Source organism: Rhizobium leucaenae USDA 9039 (assembly GCF_000426285.1).
In the GTDB taxonomy this organism is placed as follows: domain Bacteria; phylum Pseudomonadota; class Alphaproteobacteria; order Rhizobiales; family Rhizobiaceae; genus Rhizobium; species Rhizobium leucaenae.
In genome coordinates this window covers 1-16,956 of the sequence record NZ_AUFB01000027.1, presented here as the reverse complement: position 1 = coordinate 16,956, position 16,956 = coordinate 1, and the positions used below count along the sequence as shown (strand labels likewise).

The 16,956-nt window shown below is 60.1% G+C and carries 18 protein-coding genes and 1 tRNA gene; 10 read left to right on the top strand and 9 right to left on the bottom strand.

Translation table 11 applies throughout. The features are described 5' to 3' along the window. Nucleotides 1-27: 27 nt before the first annotated feature. From cobT to K290_RS0127330, 3 genes are all read right to left on the bottom strand, one after another. Nucleotides 28-1,920 carry a cobaltochelatase subunit CobT gene (gene cobT / locus K290_RS0127340; protein WP_028754802.1) on the bottom strand — a complete coding sequence of 631 codons (1,893 nt, stop codon included), beginning with the start codon at nt 1,918-1,920 and terminating at the stop codon, nt 28-30. Nucleotides 1,921-1,939: 19 nt separating this feature from the next. Then, a complete protein-coding gene (cobS, locus tag K290_RS0127335; protein WP_028754801.1) occupies nt 1,940-2,929 on the bottom strand; it encodes a cobaltochelatase subunit CobS in 990 nt (329 codons plus the stop codon). Nucleotides 2,930-3,239: 310 nt separating this feature from the next. Further along, the gene (locus K290_RS0127330; protein WP_028754800.1) at nt 3,240-3,860 is read right to left on the bottom strand and encodes a J domain-containing protein; all 621 of its coding nucleotides are present in this window, start codon (nt 3,858-3,860) and stop codon (nt 3,240-3,242) included. Nucleotides 3,861-3,965: 105 nt separating this feature from the next. Between K290_RS0127330 and K290_RS0127325 the strand changes: the two genes are divergently transcribed. Further along, nucleotides 3,966-4,253: a BolA family protein gene (locus K290_RS0127325; RefSeq protein WP_028754799.1), complete on the top strand. Its 288-nt coding sequence runs from the start codon at nt 3,966-3,968 to the stop codon at nt 4,251-4,253. Between the two features lie 4 nt (nt 4,254-4,257). Here K290_RS0127325 and K290_RS0127320 read toward each other — a convergent pair whose 3' ends face one another. The 3 genes from K290_RS0127320 to K290_RS0127310 are packed head-to-tail and all read right to left on the bottom strand — an operon-like array spanning nt 4,258 to nt 7,285. Then, the gene (locus K290_RS0127320; protein WP_028754798.1) at nt 4,258-5,568 is read right to left on the bottom strand and encodes an HlyC/CorC family transporter; all 1,311 of its coding nucleotides are present in this window, start codon (nt 5,566-5,568) and stop codon (nt 4,258-4,260) included. Then, nucleotides 5,565-6,698, bottom strand: a complete 1,134-nt coding sequence (gene aroB / locus K290_RS0127315; RefSeq protein ID WP_028754797.1) for a 3-dehydroquinate synthase — start codon at nt 6,696-6,698, stop codon at nt 5,565-5,567. Before aroB ends, K290_RS0127320 begins: the two co-directional genes overlap by 4 nt. Next, complete coding sequence (locus tag K290_RS0127310; RefSeq protein WP_028754796.1) at nt 6,695-7,285, bottom strand: shikimate kinase; 591 nt, start codon at nt 7,283-7,285, stop codon at nt 6,695-6,697. The genes aroB and K290_RS0127310 overlap by 4 nt, the downstream gene beginning before the upstream one ends. 160 nt (nt 7,286-7,445) lie before the next feature. Between K290_RS0127310 and K290_RS38075 the strand changes: the two genes are divergently transcribed. The 5 genes from K290_RS38075 to K290_RS0127285 all read left to right on the top strand — a co-directional run bounded on the left by K290_RS38075 (nt 7,446) and on the right by K290_RS0127285 (nt 11,354). Further along, nucleotides 7,446-7,613 (top strand): hypothetical protein, encoded by a 168-nt coding sequence (locus K290_RS38075; RefSeq protein ID WP_028754795.1) that lies wholly within the window; start codon nt 7,446-7,448, stop codon nt 7,611-7,613. A gap of 14 nt (nt 7,614-7,627) precedes the next feature. Next, a complete protein-coding gene (xerD, locus tag K290_RS0127300) occupies nt 7,628-8,584 on the top strand; it encodes a site-specific tyrosine recombinase XerD (RefSeq protein ID WP_028754794.1) in 957 nt (318 codons plus the stop codon). A gap of 63 nt (nt 8,585-8,647) precedes the next feature. Continuing rightward, complete coding sequence (locus K290_RS0127295; RefSeq protein ID WP_028754793.1) at nt 8,648-9,601, top strand: acetyl-CoA carboxylase carboxyltransferase subunit alpha; 954 nt, start codon at nt 8,648-8,650, stop codon at nt 9,599-9,601. Between the two features lie 231 nt (nt 9,602-9,832). Then, entirely contained in the window at nt 9,833-11,128 is a 1,296-nt protein-coding gene (locus K290_RS0127290) for a L,D-transpeptidase family protein (RefSeq protein WP_028754792.1), read from the top strand. Next, a complete protein-coding gene (locus K290_RS0127285) occupies nt 11,121-11,354 on the top strand; it encodes a sulfurtransferase TusA family protein (RefSeq protein WP_081670446.1) in 234 nt (77 codons plus the stop codon). The genes K290_RS0127290 and K290_RS0127285 overlap by 8 nt, the downstream gene beginning before the upstream one ends. Nucleotides 11,355-11,560: 206 nt before the next feature. Here K290_RS0127285 and K290_RS0127280 read toward each other — a convergent pair whose 3' ends face one another. After that, entirely contained in the window at nt 11,561-12,748 is a 1,188-nt protein-coding gene (locus tag K290_RS0127280) for a CobW family GTP-binding protein (RefSeq protein ID WP_028754790.1), read from the bottom strand. A 13-nt stretch (nt 12,749-12,761) separates the two neighbouring features. Next, a complete protein-coding gene (locus K290_RS0127275; RefSeq protein ID WP_028754789.1) occupies nt 12,762-13,928 on the bottom strand; it encodes a D-alanyl-D-alanine carboxypeptidase family protein in 1,167 nt (388 codons plus the stop codon). Nucleotides 13,929-14,145: 217 nt separating this feature from the next. Between K290_RS0127275 and K290_RS0127270 the strand changes: the two genes are divergently transcribed. Together K290_RS0127270 and K290_RS0127265 are read left to right on the top strand one after the other, a co-directional pair. After that, nucleotides 14,146-15,306 (top strand): M20 aminoacylase family protein, encoded by a 1,161-nt coding sequence (locus K290_RS0127270; RefSeq protein WP_028754788.1) that lies wholly within the window; start codon nt 14,146-14,148, stop codon nt 15,304-15,306. Nucleotides 15,307-15,426: 120 nt separating this feature from the next. Continuing rightward, nucleotides 15,427-15,503 (top strand) — tRNA-Arg (locus K290_RS0127265). Between the two features lie 104 nt (nt 15,504-15,607). Here K290_RS0127265 and K290_RS37485 read toward each other — a convergent pair. Next, complete coding sequence (locus K290_RS37485; protein ID WP_154668680.1) at nt 15,608-15,994, bottom strand: hypothetical protein; 387 nt, start codon at nt 15,992-15,994, stop codon at nt 15,608-15,610. Nucleotides 15,995-16,178: 184 nt separating this feature from the next. Here K290_RS37485 and K290_RS0127250 point away from each other — a divergent pair, with 184 nt between their 5' ends. Both K290_RS0127250 and K290_RS0127245 read left to right on the top strand, forming a co-directional pair. Further along, a complete protein-coding gene (locus K290_RS0127250) occupies nt 16,179-16,397 on the top strand; it encodes a BrnT family toxin (RefSeq protein WP_028754787.1) in 219 nt (72 codons plus the stop codon). Continuing rightward, nucleotides 16,391-16,705, top strand: coding sequence for a BrnA antitoxin family protein (locus tag K290_RS0127245; protein ID WP_028754786.1), 315 nt, complete (start codon nt 16,391-16,393; stop codon nt 16,703-16,705). Before K290_RS0127250 ends, K290_RS0127245 begins: the two co-directional genes overlap by 7 nt. Nucleotides 16,706-16,956: the final 251 nt, after the last annotated feature.

Sequence of the window (16,956 nt, the reverse complement as noted above, 5' to 3'; positions counted from 1 at the left end):
GCCAATGCAGGTTTGACTATCGGCTATTCAGCTTGCGCGACGCATGCGCGGCAGGCTTGCCTGATCCTCAAATAGGGATGCGAGCTGCTCGGTCATGGCGCCGGCCAACTCGTCGGCATCGACGATCGTGACGGCACGGCGATAGTAGCGCGTGACGTCATGGCCAATGCCGATCGCCAGCAGCTCCACGGGCGAACGTGTCTCGATCTGCTCGATCACGGCGCGCAGGTGCCGCTCAAGATAGTTGCCCGGATTGACCGACAATGTCGAATCGTCAACCGGCGCGCCGTCAGAGATCATCATCAGGATGCGGCGCTGCTCGCGGCGGCCAAGCAGGCGGTTATGCGCCCAGATCAGCGCCTCGCCGTCGATATTTTCCTTGAGCAGACCTTCGCGCATCATCAGGCCGAGATTGGTGCGCGCCCGCCGGTAGGGCTCGTCGGCCGATTTGTAGATGATGTGGCGGAGATCGTTGAGCCGGCCCGGCGTCTGCGGTTTGCCGCCGGCAAGCCATTTCTCGCGTGCCTGCCCACCCTTCCAGGCCTTGGTGGTGAAGCCGAGGATTTCGACTTTGACGCCGCAGCGTTCCAGTGTGCGCGCCAGAATATCGGCGCAGGTAGCTGCGACGGTGATCGGCCGGCCGCGCATGGAGCCGGAATTGTCGATCAGAAGCGTCACGACCGTATCGCGGAACTGCGTGTCGCGCTCCATCTTGAAGGAGAGCGCCTGCATCGGATCGATGATCAGACGCGTCAGACGCGCCGGGTCGAGATAGCCCTCTTCAAGGTCGAAATCCCAGGCGCGGTTCTGCTGCGCCATCAGCCGGCGCTGCAGGCGATTGGCGAGCCGCCCCACGGCACCCTGCAGATGCGCGAGCTGCTTGTCGAGGAAGGCGCGCAGGCGCTCGAGCTCCACCGTGTCGCAGAGTTCCTGCGCCGTCGTCGTCTCGTCGAACTCCTCGGTGAAGACGTGGTAGTCGACCTTTTCGTTGAAATCGGCGAAAGGCGTATTCGGACGGCGGGTCTCGCCCGGCGTCTCCGAATCCTCTTCGCCCTCTTCGCTCATGTCGTCGTCGGAGATTTCGGCGCCGTCCATCTCGCCGTCGTCCATCTCCTCGTCGGAGGCTTCGCTGTCCTCGGCAGGCGCGGCGTCGGAGCCATCATCGCTCTCGACATCCTGATCGTCCTGGTCCTCACCGCTCGGCTTGTCCTCCTCGGCGGACTCCTCGTCGCTGTCAGGCTCCATCTCCTCGTCGCCGTATTCCTCGGCCATTTCCATGGCCGTCAGCATATTGCGGACGACGCGCGCGAAGCTCTGCTGGTCGTTGATGGCGGAAAGCAGATTGTCGAGTTCGCCGCCGGTCTTGTCCTCGATGAAGGAACGCCAGAGGTCGAGCACCTTGCCGGCGCTTGCCGGCGGCTGCTGACCGGTCAGCTTCTCGCGCACGATCATCGCCATGGCCTCGCCAATCGGCGCGTCTTCCTGCCGTTCGATGCCGGTGAAATTCGCCTTGGCGTATTTTTCCGAATTCATCGAATTGAGGTTGGCGGCCATGCCGCTCATGCGCAGTGCGCCGATCGATTCCACGCGAGCCTGTTCGACTGCATCGAAGATGGAACGCGCCTCGGCGCCCTGCGGCGCCATGGTGGCATGCACGCGCGCATCGTGACAGGCGAGCCTCAACGCCATGGAATCGCCGAGACCGCGCGTCACCGCCAGCTCATGCGCCGTCGGCCGCTTCGAAAGCTCCGGCAGGCGAATGCGCTCGGCCGTCATCCCCGGCCGTTCGTTGGCGAAGGCCACCTCGACCTCGGCATCGCCGGCGATCGAGCGCACGCAGCCGGTAATCGCCCGACGCAACGGCTCCATGTCCACCGGAGCGCCCGGCTTCGCTTTGGAATTGTCTCCGCGACCTGCCATGAGTTGCTGGCTCTTCTTCTTAGGCTTCGAGCACGATGTTGGCGGCGCTTTCCTTCAGCTCGACGCCGAAAGCGCGCTGATACTGCTCGGCGACCAGCGGCCGCTCCAGCTCATCGCACTTGTTAAGGAAGGTCACGCGGAAACCAAAAGCGACATCGCCGAAGATTTCCGCATTTTCCGCCCAGGTGATGACCGTACGCGGGCTCATGACGGTCGAAAGATCGCCGTTCATGAAGGCTGCGCGGGTCAGATCGGCGACACGCACCATCTTGGATACGGTGTCGCGGCCCTTTTCGGTGCGGAAGGATTTCACCTTCGCGAGCACGATGTCGACTTCATTGTTGTGCGGCAGGTAGTTCAACGTCGTGACGATCGACCAGCGGTCCATCTGTGCCTGGTTGATCTGCTGTGTGCCGTGATAGAGGCCGGTCGTGTCGCCAAGACCGATGGTGTTGGCGGTCGCGAACAGGCGGAAGGCCGGGTGAGGACGAATGACGCGGCTCTGGTCGAGCAGCGTCAGGCGGCCCGACGATTCCAACACGCGCTGGATGACGAACATCACGTCCGGACGGCCGGCGTCGTATTCGTCGAAGACGAGGGCGACGTTGTGCTGATAGGCCCAGGGCAGGATGCCGTCCTTGAATTCGGTGACCTGCAGACCGTCCTTGACGACGATCGCATCCTTGCCGACGAGATCGATACGGCTGACATGGCTGTCGAGGTTGATACGCACGCAAGGCCAGTTGAGGCGGGCTGCCACTTGCTCGATGTGGGAGGACTTACCCGTGCCGTGATAGCCCGAGATCATCACGCGGCGGTTATGGGCAAAGCCGGCGAGAATGGCGAGCGTCGTCTCGCGATCGAAGAGATAGTCGGTGTCGAGGTCGGGCACATAGGCGTCGCCCTTGCTGTACGCCGGAACGCGGATATCGGAATCGATGCCAAAGACTTCACGGACCGAGACGGTCGTGTCGGGAAGCTCGGAAATATCAAGGTCAATCTTGCTCATCATGTCTCCAAGGCGGGTGACTGTCACCCAGCCATATCAAACTCAGCCGTTTTTGATCCGTGACGCCGCAGCTTGTTGTCCGCATCCGTCAGGTCGGAACAACGGCGATACTTCTCCGGGACTGAAGCGAAACCTCGGCGCGACGACATGATCGCTTGCGAGCATTCTTGAACAGAGTCCCGGACAAGAAACGCCGCGTCCGGAAAGTTGGCCGAGGTGCAGCCAGCCAAAAGCGCACCTTGCCGCAATCGCCTGCGGCCTCAGCCGATTTGGACCATACCTGATTGAAGGCGGAGAGCAAGGACAGGAATTAACAAAAACCGTTCTGCTTCAACAATTGATAGGCCTGAATGACCGCGCGAAACCGTTCCTCGGACCCGCGGTCGCCACCGTTGGCGTCGGGATGGTGCTTTTTCACCAATTCCTTGTAACGGCTCTTGATCTCGGCGCTGGTGGCATTGGCACCGAGCCCCATCGTGTCGAAGGCTTTCGCCTCGAGCGTCTTCAGCTTGCGCTCCTGCGGGAAACGCGGGCCGCGGCCCGGCCCCTGCCCATCCTTGACGAAACCGAAGGGATCGCGCACGCGGGAATAGGAACCGGAACGGATGTCGGATTGCAGTGGGCTGTTGCGCGCCGACTTGTTGACGCCGACGGTCCAGGTCGGGCGATGACCGGTGATGGCTTCCTTCTGGTAGCGCGCGATCTCACCGTCCGAGAGGCCGGAGAAATAATTGTAGCCCTTGTTATAATCTTTGACATGCTCGAAGCAGAACAAAAAGAACTGCCCTTCCGCATTGCGCCCGACCGGCGCGCGATGCGTACCCTTTTTGTCGCAGCCGTCCCACTGGCACGTCGGCGGAGCCTGTTCGGCCTCCGGCTCGCGTTTGCGGCGGGTTCGAATACGATCGAAATATTTTGAATCGAGTCTCATGGCGCCCTAATTATGGGGCCTCAGCCACCCCACAACAAGAATTGACAAATGGGAATGTTGCAGGCTTTGTGAAACCTTTTTCGCGAACAAGGTGACGGCGGGAATATGGAAACGACGCTTCAATCCCGCATTGAGAAAAAGCTCAACGACGCCTTCGCGCCCGAACGTCTCGCTGTCATCAACGAAAGCCACCTACATGCCGGCCATCAGCCCGACATGACCGGAACGGGCGAAACCCATATAAGAATTCGAATCATCTCCGCCAAGTTCACCGGCATGACGCGCCTTGCCCGTCACAGGGCGATCACCGAACTTTTGAAGCCGGAACTCGACGCGGGCCTGCACGCGCTTGCCGTGGAGCCTGCAGCACCCGGCGAAGCGGTGCGGTGGTAACCAGCTACTCCGGCTTCCCCTCTTCGGTCTCCGCCGGTCTGATTCTGATTTTGGTAATACGGTTCTTTTCCCGCTTCATCACGATGAAGCGCTTGCCATAGAAGGTGAAGGCTTGGCGCTCTTCCGGGATGGTCATCGATTCGTGGATGACGAGGCCGGCGATCGTCGTGGCCTCCTCATCCGGCAGATTCCAGTCGAGGGCGCGGTTCAGATCGCGGATAGGCACGACGCCATCGACGACGATCGAGCCATCGGCTTCCTGCCGCACACCCTGAATATCGAGGTCGTGCTCGTCGGCAATATCGCCGACGATCTCCTCCAGAATATCCTCCAGGGTGACGATGCCCTGCACTTCGCCATATTCGTCGACGACGACGGCAAAATGCTGCTTGCGGCGCAGGAAGGCATTGAGCTGATCTTGGAGATTGGTACTGTCGGGCACGAACCACGGCTTTTGGGCGATCTTGACGATGTCGAGATTTTCCGGCTCGACATGCCGCTCCGCCAGCGCCCTCAACAGATCCTTGGCATGCACGACGCCGATGATGTTGTCGATCGTGCCCCGCCAGAGCGGCATGCGCGTATAGGGGCTGTCAAGAATGGTCCGCACGACGACTTCCGGCAGATCGTCGGCATTGATGGCACGCATCGCCGTGCGGTGGACCATGATATCGGAAAGCTCCAGCTCGCCGAGATCGAGCAGACCGCCCAGCCGGTCGCGGTCCACCTTGACCACCGAACCCTCGCGGTGCAGCAGATCGACGGCGCCGCGCAGCTCGTCATACGCCGACAGCATCGAGACTTCCCTGGAAAGATTAATGCCGAAGATGCCGAGGATCTGGCGCACGATGGCGTTGACGACGCTCGATACCGGACCCACGACAATGACGAAGAGACGTATCGCGCCGGCGACATTCAGCGCGAAACGATCGGGCGTCGCAATGGCCCAGCTCTTCGGCAGAACCTCGGCGAAAATGACGAGGATGACTGTCATGGCGGCAGTGGCGATCGCCACGCCGGAATTGCCGAACAGGCCGAGAAACAAGCTGGTCGCAAGCGACGACGAGAGAATGTTGGCGAGATTGTTGCCGATCAGCAGCGCGCCGATCAATCTGTCTCGACGCTCGATCAGCAGCCGCACGATGCCGGCCCGGCTGTCGCCGTTGGCTTCCAATGTGTGGATGCGGCTGCGGGAAGCCGCCGTCAGCGCCGTCTCCGAGCCGGCGAAAAAGGCCGAAAGCAGCACCAGCGCGATGATCGAGATAATCTCGGGCCAATATTCCCACAGAACAGCCAGCGTGCCTTCGACCGTCATTGCGGATGCTTTTCCCTCAGGAAACTAAGAACTTCGGAGGTCGGAACGTCATCGGCGACGAAGGATTGCCCGATGCCGCGCGTAAGAATGAAGGTCAGCTTGCCGCTCTTGACCTTCTTGTCCTGCGCGATCGCATCCATCAGCACCTCGACCGGCGGCAGTTCGCCCGGAATGTCGCCCATCCGTGTCGGCAAGCCAACCATCTTCAGATGCGCCTCGACGCGCTTGGCATCGTCCGGGCTTGCCAGATTGAGGCGCGAAGAAAATTCGTGCGCCAGCACCATGCCGATCGAAACACCCTCGCCATGCACCAGCCGGCGGCTGTCATAGGCTGTGGCGGCCTCCAATGCATGGCCAAAGGTATGGCCGAGATTGAGCAGCGCTCGCGGACCGTTTTCGCGCTCGTCGGCGACGACGACATCGGATTTCGCCTGGCAGCTCGCAGCAATCGCCTCGATGCGCGCTGCGCCACCGGAGAACACCTCTTTCCAGTTGGCCTCAAGCCAAGCAAAGAAGTCCGGCTTGTCGATCAGGCCGTATTTGGCGACCTCGGCGTAGCCGGCGCGGAATTCACGTTCGCTCAGCGTATTCAGCACATCGGTATCGGCGAGCACGAGATCGGGCTGATGGAAGACGCCGACAAGGTTCTTGCCATGATGGGTATTGATGCCGGTCTTGCCGCCGACGGAAGAATCCACCTGCGACAGCAGCGAGGTCGGCACTTGCACGAAACGGACGCCGCGGCGCACGATGCCGGCGGCAAAGCCGGCGAGATCGCCGATTACGCCACCGCCAAGCGCGATGACCGCATCGTTGCGCTCGACACGCGCCGTGAGCACGGCATCGCAGACAGCCATCAGATGCTCGAAGCTCTTGGTCTTCTCGCCGGCCGGCAGCACCAGCTTGGAAGGCTGAATACCGGCCTCGTGAAGGCTCGCAAACAAGGCATCGAGATAGAGCGGCGCAACATTTTCGTCGGTAATGATAGCCGCTCTACGGCCCATCAATCTCGCTGCGATTTCCTTGCCGGCGCGCACGATCAGCCCAGGGCCGATCAGAATGTCATAGGCGCGCTCGCCGAGGGGCACGCGGACGAGACGCTCGTCCGACGCCGATGTGATCGCATTCATGGTGTCTTGCTTTCTTCTTTCCTCTCGACGATGGCCGCAAGGACTTCCTTGACCATGACTTCCTTGCCCACATCGCGGGACAAAACCGTGAGATCGGCTTCCGCATAGATCGGATAGCGCGCATTCATCAGCTTTTCGAGGGTCTGCTTCGGATTTTCGGTTTTGAGCAGCGGTCGCGTATCGCGCTTGTTGACCCGCTCCCAGAGCACGTCGAGATCGGCCTTCAGCCAGACCGACAGGCCGCTGCGTTTGACATGCCGGCGCGTGCGGTCGTTGATGAAGGCGCCGCCGCCGGTGGAAACGACGCGGGGACCGCCCTTGAGCAAACGCTTGATCACCCGCGTTTCGAGCGCCCGGAACTCCTCTTCGCCGTAGGCTTCGAACAGCTCGGTGATCGTCATGCGCGACACGCGCTCGATCTCGATATCCGTGTCGACGAAGGGAATGCCGAGCTGGTGGGCGACCAGCCGCCCGATCGAGGATTTTCCGGCCCCCATCAACCCGACGAGGACAAGATTGCGCGTGCCCAATGCGGCACGCGCTCTGTCTCTTAGGCTTTCTGCAAGGGTCAGCACTTCTTCGTTCATCGGCCCATTCACAATTTGTTTGGAAACGGTATCGTCAAATGCGCCGGTAGCGTCAAGACGCCGCATCATAAACATGTCTGCAATATCCTTCGGCTAACGCTTGTCGGATATGATTACAATATATCGCCGGACCAGTGATTGCGACGAGGAGAGTTTCTGAATGCCGACCCTGTTTCGCTTCCTTGTCATCTGTGCGGTCATCGCCGGATCGGTCTATGGAGCAATGTGGGCTTTAGTGCTCTTCGTCGATCCGCAGCCGCGCGATGTGACGATCCGCATACCCTCGGAACGAGTCAATCCGCCGGCAACCGGCTCGGTGAAGCCGTGAGCGCGGAGACCGCCGTGAAGGATCTGAGCCGCGTCCATGTGGAAGCTTTCCTCGAAATGATGAGCGCCGAACGCGGCGCAGCCGTCAACACGCTGCAGTCCTACGAGCGCGACCTCGACGATCTCCACTCCTTCCTGTCGGAGCGCAAGGTCCGCATGACGGAAGCGGGCTCGAACGATCTCGGGGCCTATCTCTCCGGCCTCTCACGGCAGGGCTTCAAGCCGTCGTCGCAAGCACGCCGGCTGTCGGCCATGCGCCAGTTCTATAAATTTCTCTATGCCGAGGGCCTGCGCACGGATGACCCCACTGGCATTCTCGACGCGCCGAAGAAAGGCCGCGCCCTGCCGAAGACCATGGGCGTCGACGAGGTGACCCGCCTTCTCGCCCAGGCCGAACAGGAAGCGGCCGTCGAAGGTCCCGATCAATTGCAGCATCTGCGCATGCTGGTTTTGCTGGAGCTACTTTATGCCACCGGCATGCGCGTCAGCGAACTCGTGTCCCTGCCGGCGAAAGTGCTGGATCAGGAAGGGCGTTTCCTGATGATCCGCGGCAAAGGCAACAAGGAGCGGCTGGTACCACTGTCGCAGTCGGCGATCGCTGCGCTGACGATCTATGGCCGCCGACAGGCGCTGGAGGCGGCAAACGCCAAGCAGCCTGCCCAGGAAAGCCCATGGCTCTTCCCTGCAGCCTCCAAGCAGGGCTATCTGCCGCGGCAAGTCTTTGCGCGGGACCTGAAGGATCTTGCCATCCGCGCCGGGCTGACGCCCTCGCTAATCTCGCCGCATGTCATGCGCCACGCCTTCGCCAGCCACCTGCTTGCCAATGGCGCAGACTTGCGCGTGGTGCAGGAACTTCTCGGCCATTCCGACATTTCGACCACACAAATCTACACACATGTGCTGGAAGAACGGCTTCACCAACTGGTGCAAACGCATCACCCCCTTGCCAAACAGGCCAAAAAACAGGAATAGGACCGGCACACAGGCTATACGTGCCGTCTCTCGTCACGGGCAAAAGGATCGGAAACGCACCTCATGCACAATTATCTCGACTTCGAAAAACCCATCTCGGATCTCGAAGGCAAGATTCACGAGCTGAAGAAACTGGCAAGCGAAGACGAGAGCATCGATACGTCTGATGAAGTCGGACGGCTCGAAATCCGCGTCCGCGAAGCGACGGCCGACATCTATTCCAAGCTCAATGCCTGGCAGAAGACGCAGGTTGCCCGCCATCCGCAGCGACCGCATTTCGTCGACTATGCCGGCGCGTTGTTTACGGAATTCACGCCGCTCGCCGGTGACCGCAAATTTTCCGAGGATGCCGCCATCCAGGCGGGTTTTGCCCGTTTCCGTGGCCAGCCCATCGCCATCATCGGCCAGGAAAAGGGCAACGACACGAAGACGCGCCTGAAGCATAATTTCGGCAGCGCCCGCCCCGAAGGTTACCGCAAGGCGATCCGCATCCTGGAAATGGCCGACCGCTTTCAACTGCCCGTCGTCACCTTGGTCGATACCGCAGGCGCCTACCCCGGCGTCGGCGCCGAAGAACGCGGCCAGGCGGAAGCGATTGCCCGCTCCACGGAAATGTGCCTGGGCGTCAAGGTGCCGATCATCTCGGTCGTCATCGGCGAAGGCGGATCCGGCGGCGCGATCGCGATTGCCACCGGCAACCGCGTCTATATGCTCGAACACTCGATCTACAGCGTGATTTCGCCCGAAGGCGCCGCCTCCATCCTCTGGCGCGATTCCACCCGCGCCAAGGAAGCCGCCACCAACATGAAAATCACTGCCGAGGACCTGAAGGGGTTAGGGATCATCGACGGCATCATTCCCGAACCGCTCGGCGGCGCGCATCGCGATCCGCAGTCGGTGATTGCGGCGACCGGCGACATGATTTCCAACGCGCTCGGCGAACTTTCCAGCCGTTCGGGCGAACAATTGCGCAGCGACCGTCGTCAGAAATTCCTCAATATGGGTCGCAATCTCTAACTCAAGTTGGAGATTCGCGATGTCACAGGACGGGAATGAGGCCAAATCTTGGCCACATTCTTGTTATCGAACCCATTATGACAAAGAAAAGCTTGCGGGTGCGCCGCGAGCACGTCATAGGCTGGTAAGGAATTCTCAAGTATAAGCCGTCTATGATTCTGTTTCATGTTTCGATTTGGGCGCGACGAACAGATCGTGCGGCCGCTCTTCGTGTCTATGGGCTAAGTCAGAATGCGCATCCGTCACCTTGCCTATGTTTCCCTGATCGCGCTGGCTCTCGCCAGCTGTAACGACACGCTCGAATCCGCGTCGATCGATCTGTCGACGGTGAAAAACAAGGTCGAGCAGCCGCTTCCCAGCCACATCCTCGCCGATATGACGAAAAAGGGCATAGACCGCAATTCGCCGATCATGATCCGCATCTTCAAGGAAGAAGGCGTGATGGAGATCCTCAAGGCGAACCAGAGCAATCGCTTCGAGGTCATCGCCGATTACAAGATCTGCGCCTGGTCCGGCCGTCTCGGCCCGAAGGTGAAGGAGGGCGACCGGCAGGCGCCGGAAGGCTTCTACATGCTGACGCCGGCCAACCTCAATCCGAACTCTAAATATTATCTCGCCATCAACACCGGTTTTCCGAACCGCTATGACGCGGCCAATGGCCGCAACGGCGCCAATCTGATGATCCATGGCGCCTGCTCGTCGTCCGGCTGCTATTCGATGACTGACCAGCAGGTGCTGGAAATCTATGCCTTCGCGCGCGACGCCTTCAAAGGTGGCCAGAAGGCCATCCAGCTTGAGGCCTTCCCCTTTCGCATGACGGCGGAAAATATGGTCAAACATCGCCTCAGCCCGAATATCGAATTCTGGAAGATGCTGAAGGTCGGCTACGACAATTTCGAAGTGACGAAGCGTCCGCCGGAAGTCGAGGTCTGCGAGAAGAAATACGTCTTCAACCAGCAGGCCACCGGCCCGTTCAACGCCGGCGGCAAATGCCCGGTCATGACGACACCGCCGGCTTTGCAGACAGCGCTGCTGTCCTACGGCAAGCAGTATGATGCCGATTACAGTGCCGCTCTGAAGAAATATGACGGCATGGCTTGGTACGACCCGACCGAAGCCGAACGGAAGGCCGTTGTCGCCAAGCAGCGCAAGGGCCACGATCTCGCCTATGCTCCGACCGGCACCGCACTTGCGGCCGGCAAGATGATGAAAGTGGCCGATCTGGAGTCGATGATGGCCAACCAGTCTGCGCAGCAGCTTGCCCGCGGTGGCACGGTATCGAGCCCAACAACCAATCCGTCGACAGCAAGCATTCGCGTGGCAACCGCAGCCCCCGAAGCAACCGCGCAGCAGCCAGGCGGTCCCGTCTTAGCAGCCAACATTCCCGCGAATGTGCCGATCCCGATGGCAAACCCGATGAACTCGGGCGTCAATCCGCTCGCCTATGCGCCCCAGCCCATGGAAACCGCACAGACCGAGCCGGCCAAAAAGCCGCCCTTCTGGAAGTTTTGGGCCAAGAGTGAATAGCCTGACCGACGAGGTTTACGATCTGCGCGGGCTGAAATGCCCTTATCCGGCAATCAAGACGGAAAAGCGCCTGCGCGGACTGCCGAGCGGCGCGACCTTGACGGTCGAAACGACCGATCCGCTTGCCGTCATCGATATTCCGCATCTCTGCAATGAAAAGGGCCATACACTTCTCGCCAGCGAGAAGACGGACAGCGGCCACCGGTTCGTCATCCGCAAGGGCTGATCGGCCACCGACGGGCCATCCTCTTGGTTCGAGGGTCGCCCTTCGACAAGCTCAGGGCTCCCACCTCACCATGAGGATGGGGCGAGCCCGGCTTTCCTTGAGCACGCCCTGACACCGCACTCTGATTATGGGCGGCAATGCACAAAGATCAGCCTCACCCTGAGGTGGCCCGCAGGGCCCTCGAAGGGCGAGGCGGGTGTAGCTAGCTAAAACCGCATCCCCGGCACAGCCAGCGGATTGTCCTCAAGCGCCGCTCTATCCGGCGTGTCAACACGCGGCTTGCTCAAAAACGCGTCGAACAGGCCCTTTACGAAGTCTTCGGGCAGATCCTTGGTGATGATCACCATGCGGGTCCGCCGGTCGTCGGGATTGGGCCAGGCGGGCAGGCGCACCGGCGGATGGAAGATGTTCTGCACGCCATGCAGCACGACCGGACGCTCCGGTCTGTCGGACATGGCAACGATCGCCTTCATCCGCAGCAGCTTTTCGCCATGCGCCGAACGCAGGAGGTCGATGAACATTTCCAGCGCGATTGGGTCGATCGGTTGGTTTTCGACGATCGAGAAGGAGCGGATCGACTCGCCATGACGGTTCACGTCATGGGCGTGCTGATGGCGATGCCCGTGATGATGGTGGCCATGGCGGTGATGGCTGTGTCCACCATGATGATGATCGTGATCGTGCCCATGTTCGTGATCATGGTCATCATCATCCGCCTCAAGCTCGTCGCGCAGCCAGCGGCCGACATCGGCGATCTTCGAAGCTGGATCGTAGAGCCCGTTGACGAAAATGGCGGCGCGCCCGGCGGCATTGCTGTCGGCATTCATGATCTGCGCCCGCGGATTGAGCGCCCGCAGCCGTCCCTCAAGCATGTCGATGGAAGCAGCGCCTTCCAAACCGATTTTGGAGACGATCAGCCGGTCGGCGACCGCCACCTGCTTGCGCGCCTCTTCATGATTGTCGAGCGTCTGCAAGCCGTTGACCGCATCGACGACGGTGATCACGCCATCCAGGTCGAAATTCGTGGCGATGATCGGATTGCCCATGACCGACTGCATCACCGGCGCGGGATCGGCAAGCCCGGTCGTCTCAATGACGACGCGCTTCAGCGGCCGGATGCGGCCGGTCTGCATGGCGTCCATCAGATTTGCGAGCGTATCCACCAGCTCGCCACGCACCGTGCAGCAAAGGCAGCCATCGGAGAGCTCGATAATGGCATCGCCGGAGCTTTCGACCAGCAGGTGATCGATGCCGACATCGCCGAACTCGTTGATGATGACAGCCGCATCCCGCATCGCCGCGTCCTTGAGGATGCGATTGAGCAATGTCGATTTGCCGGCTCCGAGAAAACCGGTCAGGATCGAAACCGGCACCCTCTCCTGCGGAACGCTCATGGTTCAGGTCCGATCAGTAAGTGGGACGCGGCATGGGGATGGGTATGCCGGTGACATCGCCCGTAGCGGCAATTTTGTCGCCCTTCACGGTCTTGTCGCCCTTCGCAGCCACGTCGTCCTTGTCGCCCTTGCTTGCGGTGGCAACGTCCTGACCGCCGATCAGGCCGGCATAGACGAAATTCGGCTCGTGATCCATTTCATGGATGTAGGGCGACTGCACCTTGGTGCGGCCGGTGGGATCACGGGTTTCGCTGCGGTGCTGTGCGCCCTTGGCGCTGCAGATCTCGGCGGTAATGTCGGCAACCTCGTCCTGGCCCTGCCCGTAGGGTTGCAGGCTTGCCAGCGTATCCCGGCCGGAGAACTGGTTTTCGAAACCCTTTTCGAGGAAATTGGCGGAATCGTCGGCGCGCGCCGCAAGGCTGTCCGTACCGAGAACGACGGAGACCAATGTGCGGCCGTTGCGGGTCGCCGAGGCGATCTGATTGAAGCCGGACGCACAGATGAACCCGGTCTTCATACCGTCGGCGCCATCGAAGCGGCCTATGAGCATATTGATGTTCGGCACCTGCTTGACGCCGTTGGTAAAGCCTTCCAGCGAGAAATAACCGGCATATTGCGGGAACTCGCGGCGCAGCGCCACGCTGACGACAGCAAGATCGCGTGCCGTCGTGTACTGACCCTTGCCGGGCAGGCCGTTGGGATTGATGTAATGCGTGTCGCGCATGCCGAGGCGGGCGGCTTCCGCATTCATGCGCGCGACGAAGCCCTGCTCGGAACCGCCGACCGTCTCGGCGATCGCCATCGCAAGGTCATTGGCGGATTTGACCAGCATCATCTTCAGCGCGTTGTCGAGCGTCAGCTTCTGGCCCGGCTTGAAATACATCTTCGCCGGCGGCTGCGAAGAGGAAAGCTTGGACATGACAACAGGCGTATCGAGCGTGACCTGGCCGGACTGAAGGGCGCGGAAAGCGACATAGACCGTCATCAGCTTGGTGAGCGAAGCCGGATACCACTTGCGGAAGGCTTCTTCATGATCGAGCACGCGGCCGCTGCTGACATCGACGAGGATATGCGGATTGGCCTCGGCCACATGCGCAGTCGACAGGAAAAGCATGGATGCGGCGGCGGCCATGGGAACCAGCCGCAAAGCGGCATACAAACGATTCTGCTTCGTCAGCACGGTCAATCCTTCAGAAGTCCGGAATTTTCTCGAAAGCTCCCCCTATTTAACCTATATGGCTAAGAGAAGGCAAAGGCGATTGACGAGTTTATTGCCAACCGATCACAGCCTTGTGATCACGCGCATGGCATAAAAAAGTGCGATGTGATGCTGAGGGTTGTGTGTCGGATCAAATTGCTAGACCCGAATCCGATATTGAGCAGCAGGAAAAATCAGCATGCCGATTTTGAACAGAGCCGCCGAACTCCAGAACGAAGTGACGGAATGGCGCCGCTATATCCATACGAGGCCTGAGCTGATGTATGCGGTGGAAAATACCGCCGCCTTCGTGGCCGAAAAACTGAAGGCATTCGGCGTCGACGAGGTCGTCACCGGCATCGGCCGCACCGGGGTCGTCGGCCTGATCCGCGGCAAGGGCGAAGGCCGCACCGTCGGCCTGCGCGCCGACATGGATGCCCTGCCGCTCACCGAAATCACCGGCAAGCCCTGGGCTTCCGAGACACCCGGCAAGATGCATGCCTGCGGCCATGACGGCCACACCGCCATGCTGCTGGGCGCTGCGAAATACCTTGCCGAGACCCGCAATTTCAACGGCAACATTGCCGTGATCTTCCAGCCGGCCGAAGAGGGCGGCGCCGGCGGCGACGCCATGGTCAAGGACGGCATGATGGAGCGCTTCCGCATCGAGGAAGTCTATGGCATGCACAATCTGCCGGGCCTGCCGGTCGGCCAGTTCGCTATCCGCAAGGGCGCGATCATGGCGGCGACCGACGAGTTCACCGTCACCATCAAGGGGCGCGGCGGCCACGCCGCCATGCCGCACACGACCATCGACCCCATCGCCATCGGCGCGCAGATCGTCACCAACCTGCAACTCATCGCCTCGCGCAGCGCTAATCCGCTGAAATCGGTGGTGGTCTCCGTCACCAAATTCAATGGCGGCAATGCCTACAATGTCATTCCGAACGACGCGAGCTTCGTCGGCACCGTCCGCACGCTCGACCCGGAGATTCGCGACCTCGCCGAACGCCGCTTCCGGCAGATCGTCAGCGGCATCGCCGCCAGCCATGACGCCGAGGCGGATATCCAGTTCCACCGCAACTATCCGGTCACCGTCAACCACGCCGACGAGACCGAGCATGCGATTGCCGCCGCACGCGACATCGCCGGTACCGCCAACGTCATCCCGAACATCGATCCCATGATGGGCGGCGAGGATTTCTCCTATATGCTGAACGCCCGCCCCGGCGCCTTCATCTTCGTCGGCAACGGCGACACCGCCGGCCTGCACAACCCGGCCTACGACTTCAACGACGAAGCCATCGCCCACGGGATCTCCTATTGGGTCCGGCTCGCCGAACAGCGCCTGAACGCCTGAGCCACCACCATCTCTCCGTGCGCCTGACCATTAGCGCATGGCCCGACAAAAGCAGATTGTCTCCGAGACGGGAAAAGGGCTTGGCTTCGGGCCCTTGCTTTTGTATGGATCAATCTTAGTGGTCCCGTAGCTCAGCAGGATAGAGCATCAGATTCCTAATCTGAGGGTCACGCGTTCGAATCGCGTCGGGATCACCATTTTTCAAAACTTAGGTCCATTCCCGCTCCATCGCTTTGAACGGCGACAGCCCTCGCTTCCACTTTATTCACCCTGTCGACGACCGCATCACGGTCGAGGATCATCAAATTAGGCTCATTAGAAATTCGCCCAACAATTGGCATAACAATTCAAAGAACAGTGCGGGTGAATAGGCGCAGGGCCAGCTAACCACGAGACCAACAAACCCGAGCGCGATGGCCGCAACCAGACCATGCTTTTCCCAACCATATGCCGCGCCGATACCTATAGCGGTAGCAATTATGGCGAACGCCCAGATGCACCGAAAGACGATCGTCAAAATTCTTAGCATTCTGTCCCTCAGCGTCTGCGGCTTGTAAGAATCTTTGAGAATAAGAGCGGCAGCGCTGGAAATGTGGTTATGCCGAAGACAAACTGCAACCTCCAGGTATTGCCGTCTAAAGCTGCTTGCTGCAATCGAAGCTTGTCGTGGCACGCAGGGATCATCCATATGCGATCACCGAAAGAGCTTGCTGAGTTCACCACCAATCCAAGAGAGTCAGCAGCATATCCCACAATCTGTTCGGCTGACTCGCCTGGAACCGTTTATGAGCGCCACGTCAGATTCATCACCATTCCATTTTCCGTGTACGATAATTCTTGCTGCCCATTAATTTTCCGTGTACGAAAATTATATGAAGATCATCTGGGACGAACTTAAGCGCGAAACAAATCTAGCCAAGCACGGCCTGGACTTCGCAGGTTCTATTGTCGTCCCAGCGAATGAGGGCCGCTCCATGGCAGTCGGCGGACGGGACGTTGCCGCTGTCGTATTCAAGCCGCTTGGCTCACAAGCCATCTCGGTCATTTCGATACGTCCCGCAAGCCGCAAGGAAAGGAAGCTCTTATGGTGAGCAAATTCTCTTCACGGCGCCCTCTCGATGAGGGAGAAGAAGCCGAAATTCAAAAGATAATCGCGTCCGATCCAGATGCTCCGGAAGCAACGGATGAGCAACTTGCCCAGGCAAAACCCTTCGCAGAAGCTTTTCCGGATTTGATGGAAAGCATCAAGCGCGCCAGGGGACGGCCAAAAATGGCTGCGCCGAAAGTCGCCGTCACCCTTCGGGTAGATCCGGATGTCCTTGAGCGATTCCAGTCCAAGGGAAAGAATTGGCGGAGTGATATGACGCAGGCGCTACGCAAGGCGGTTGGACTCACATAAGCCTGGGTCAATGCCATTGCATCAACTCCTTCGTATGGCGCGGCGCAACTCCGGTTCGCCTCGCCCCACTAGACGCTCCGATACGGAATAGAAGACCGTGTAAACGTCTCGACCCGGATTTTCTTGGTCACAGCAGCGATAGAAAAGGCGGTCTCGGGATGACGTCCCGAGAAGTGGTGTAGCAGGATAGCGGTGGTCATCGGCTTTTTCCGGTAGGGTTGGGTTGTTCAAGCACAACCTGATGGAAAGAC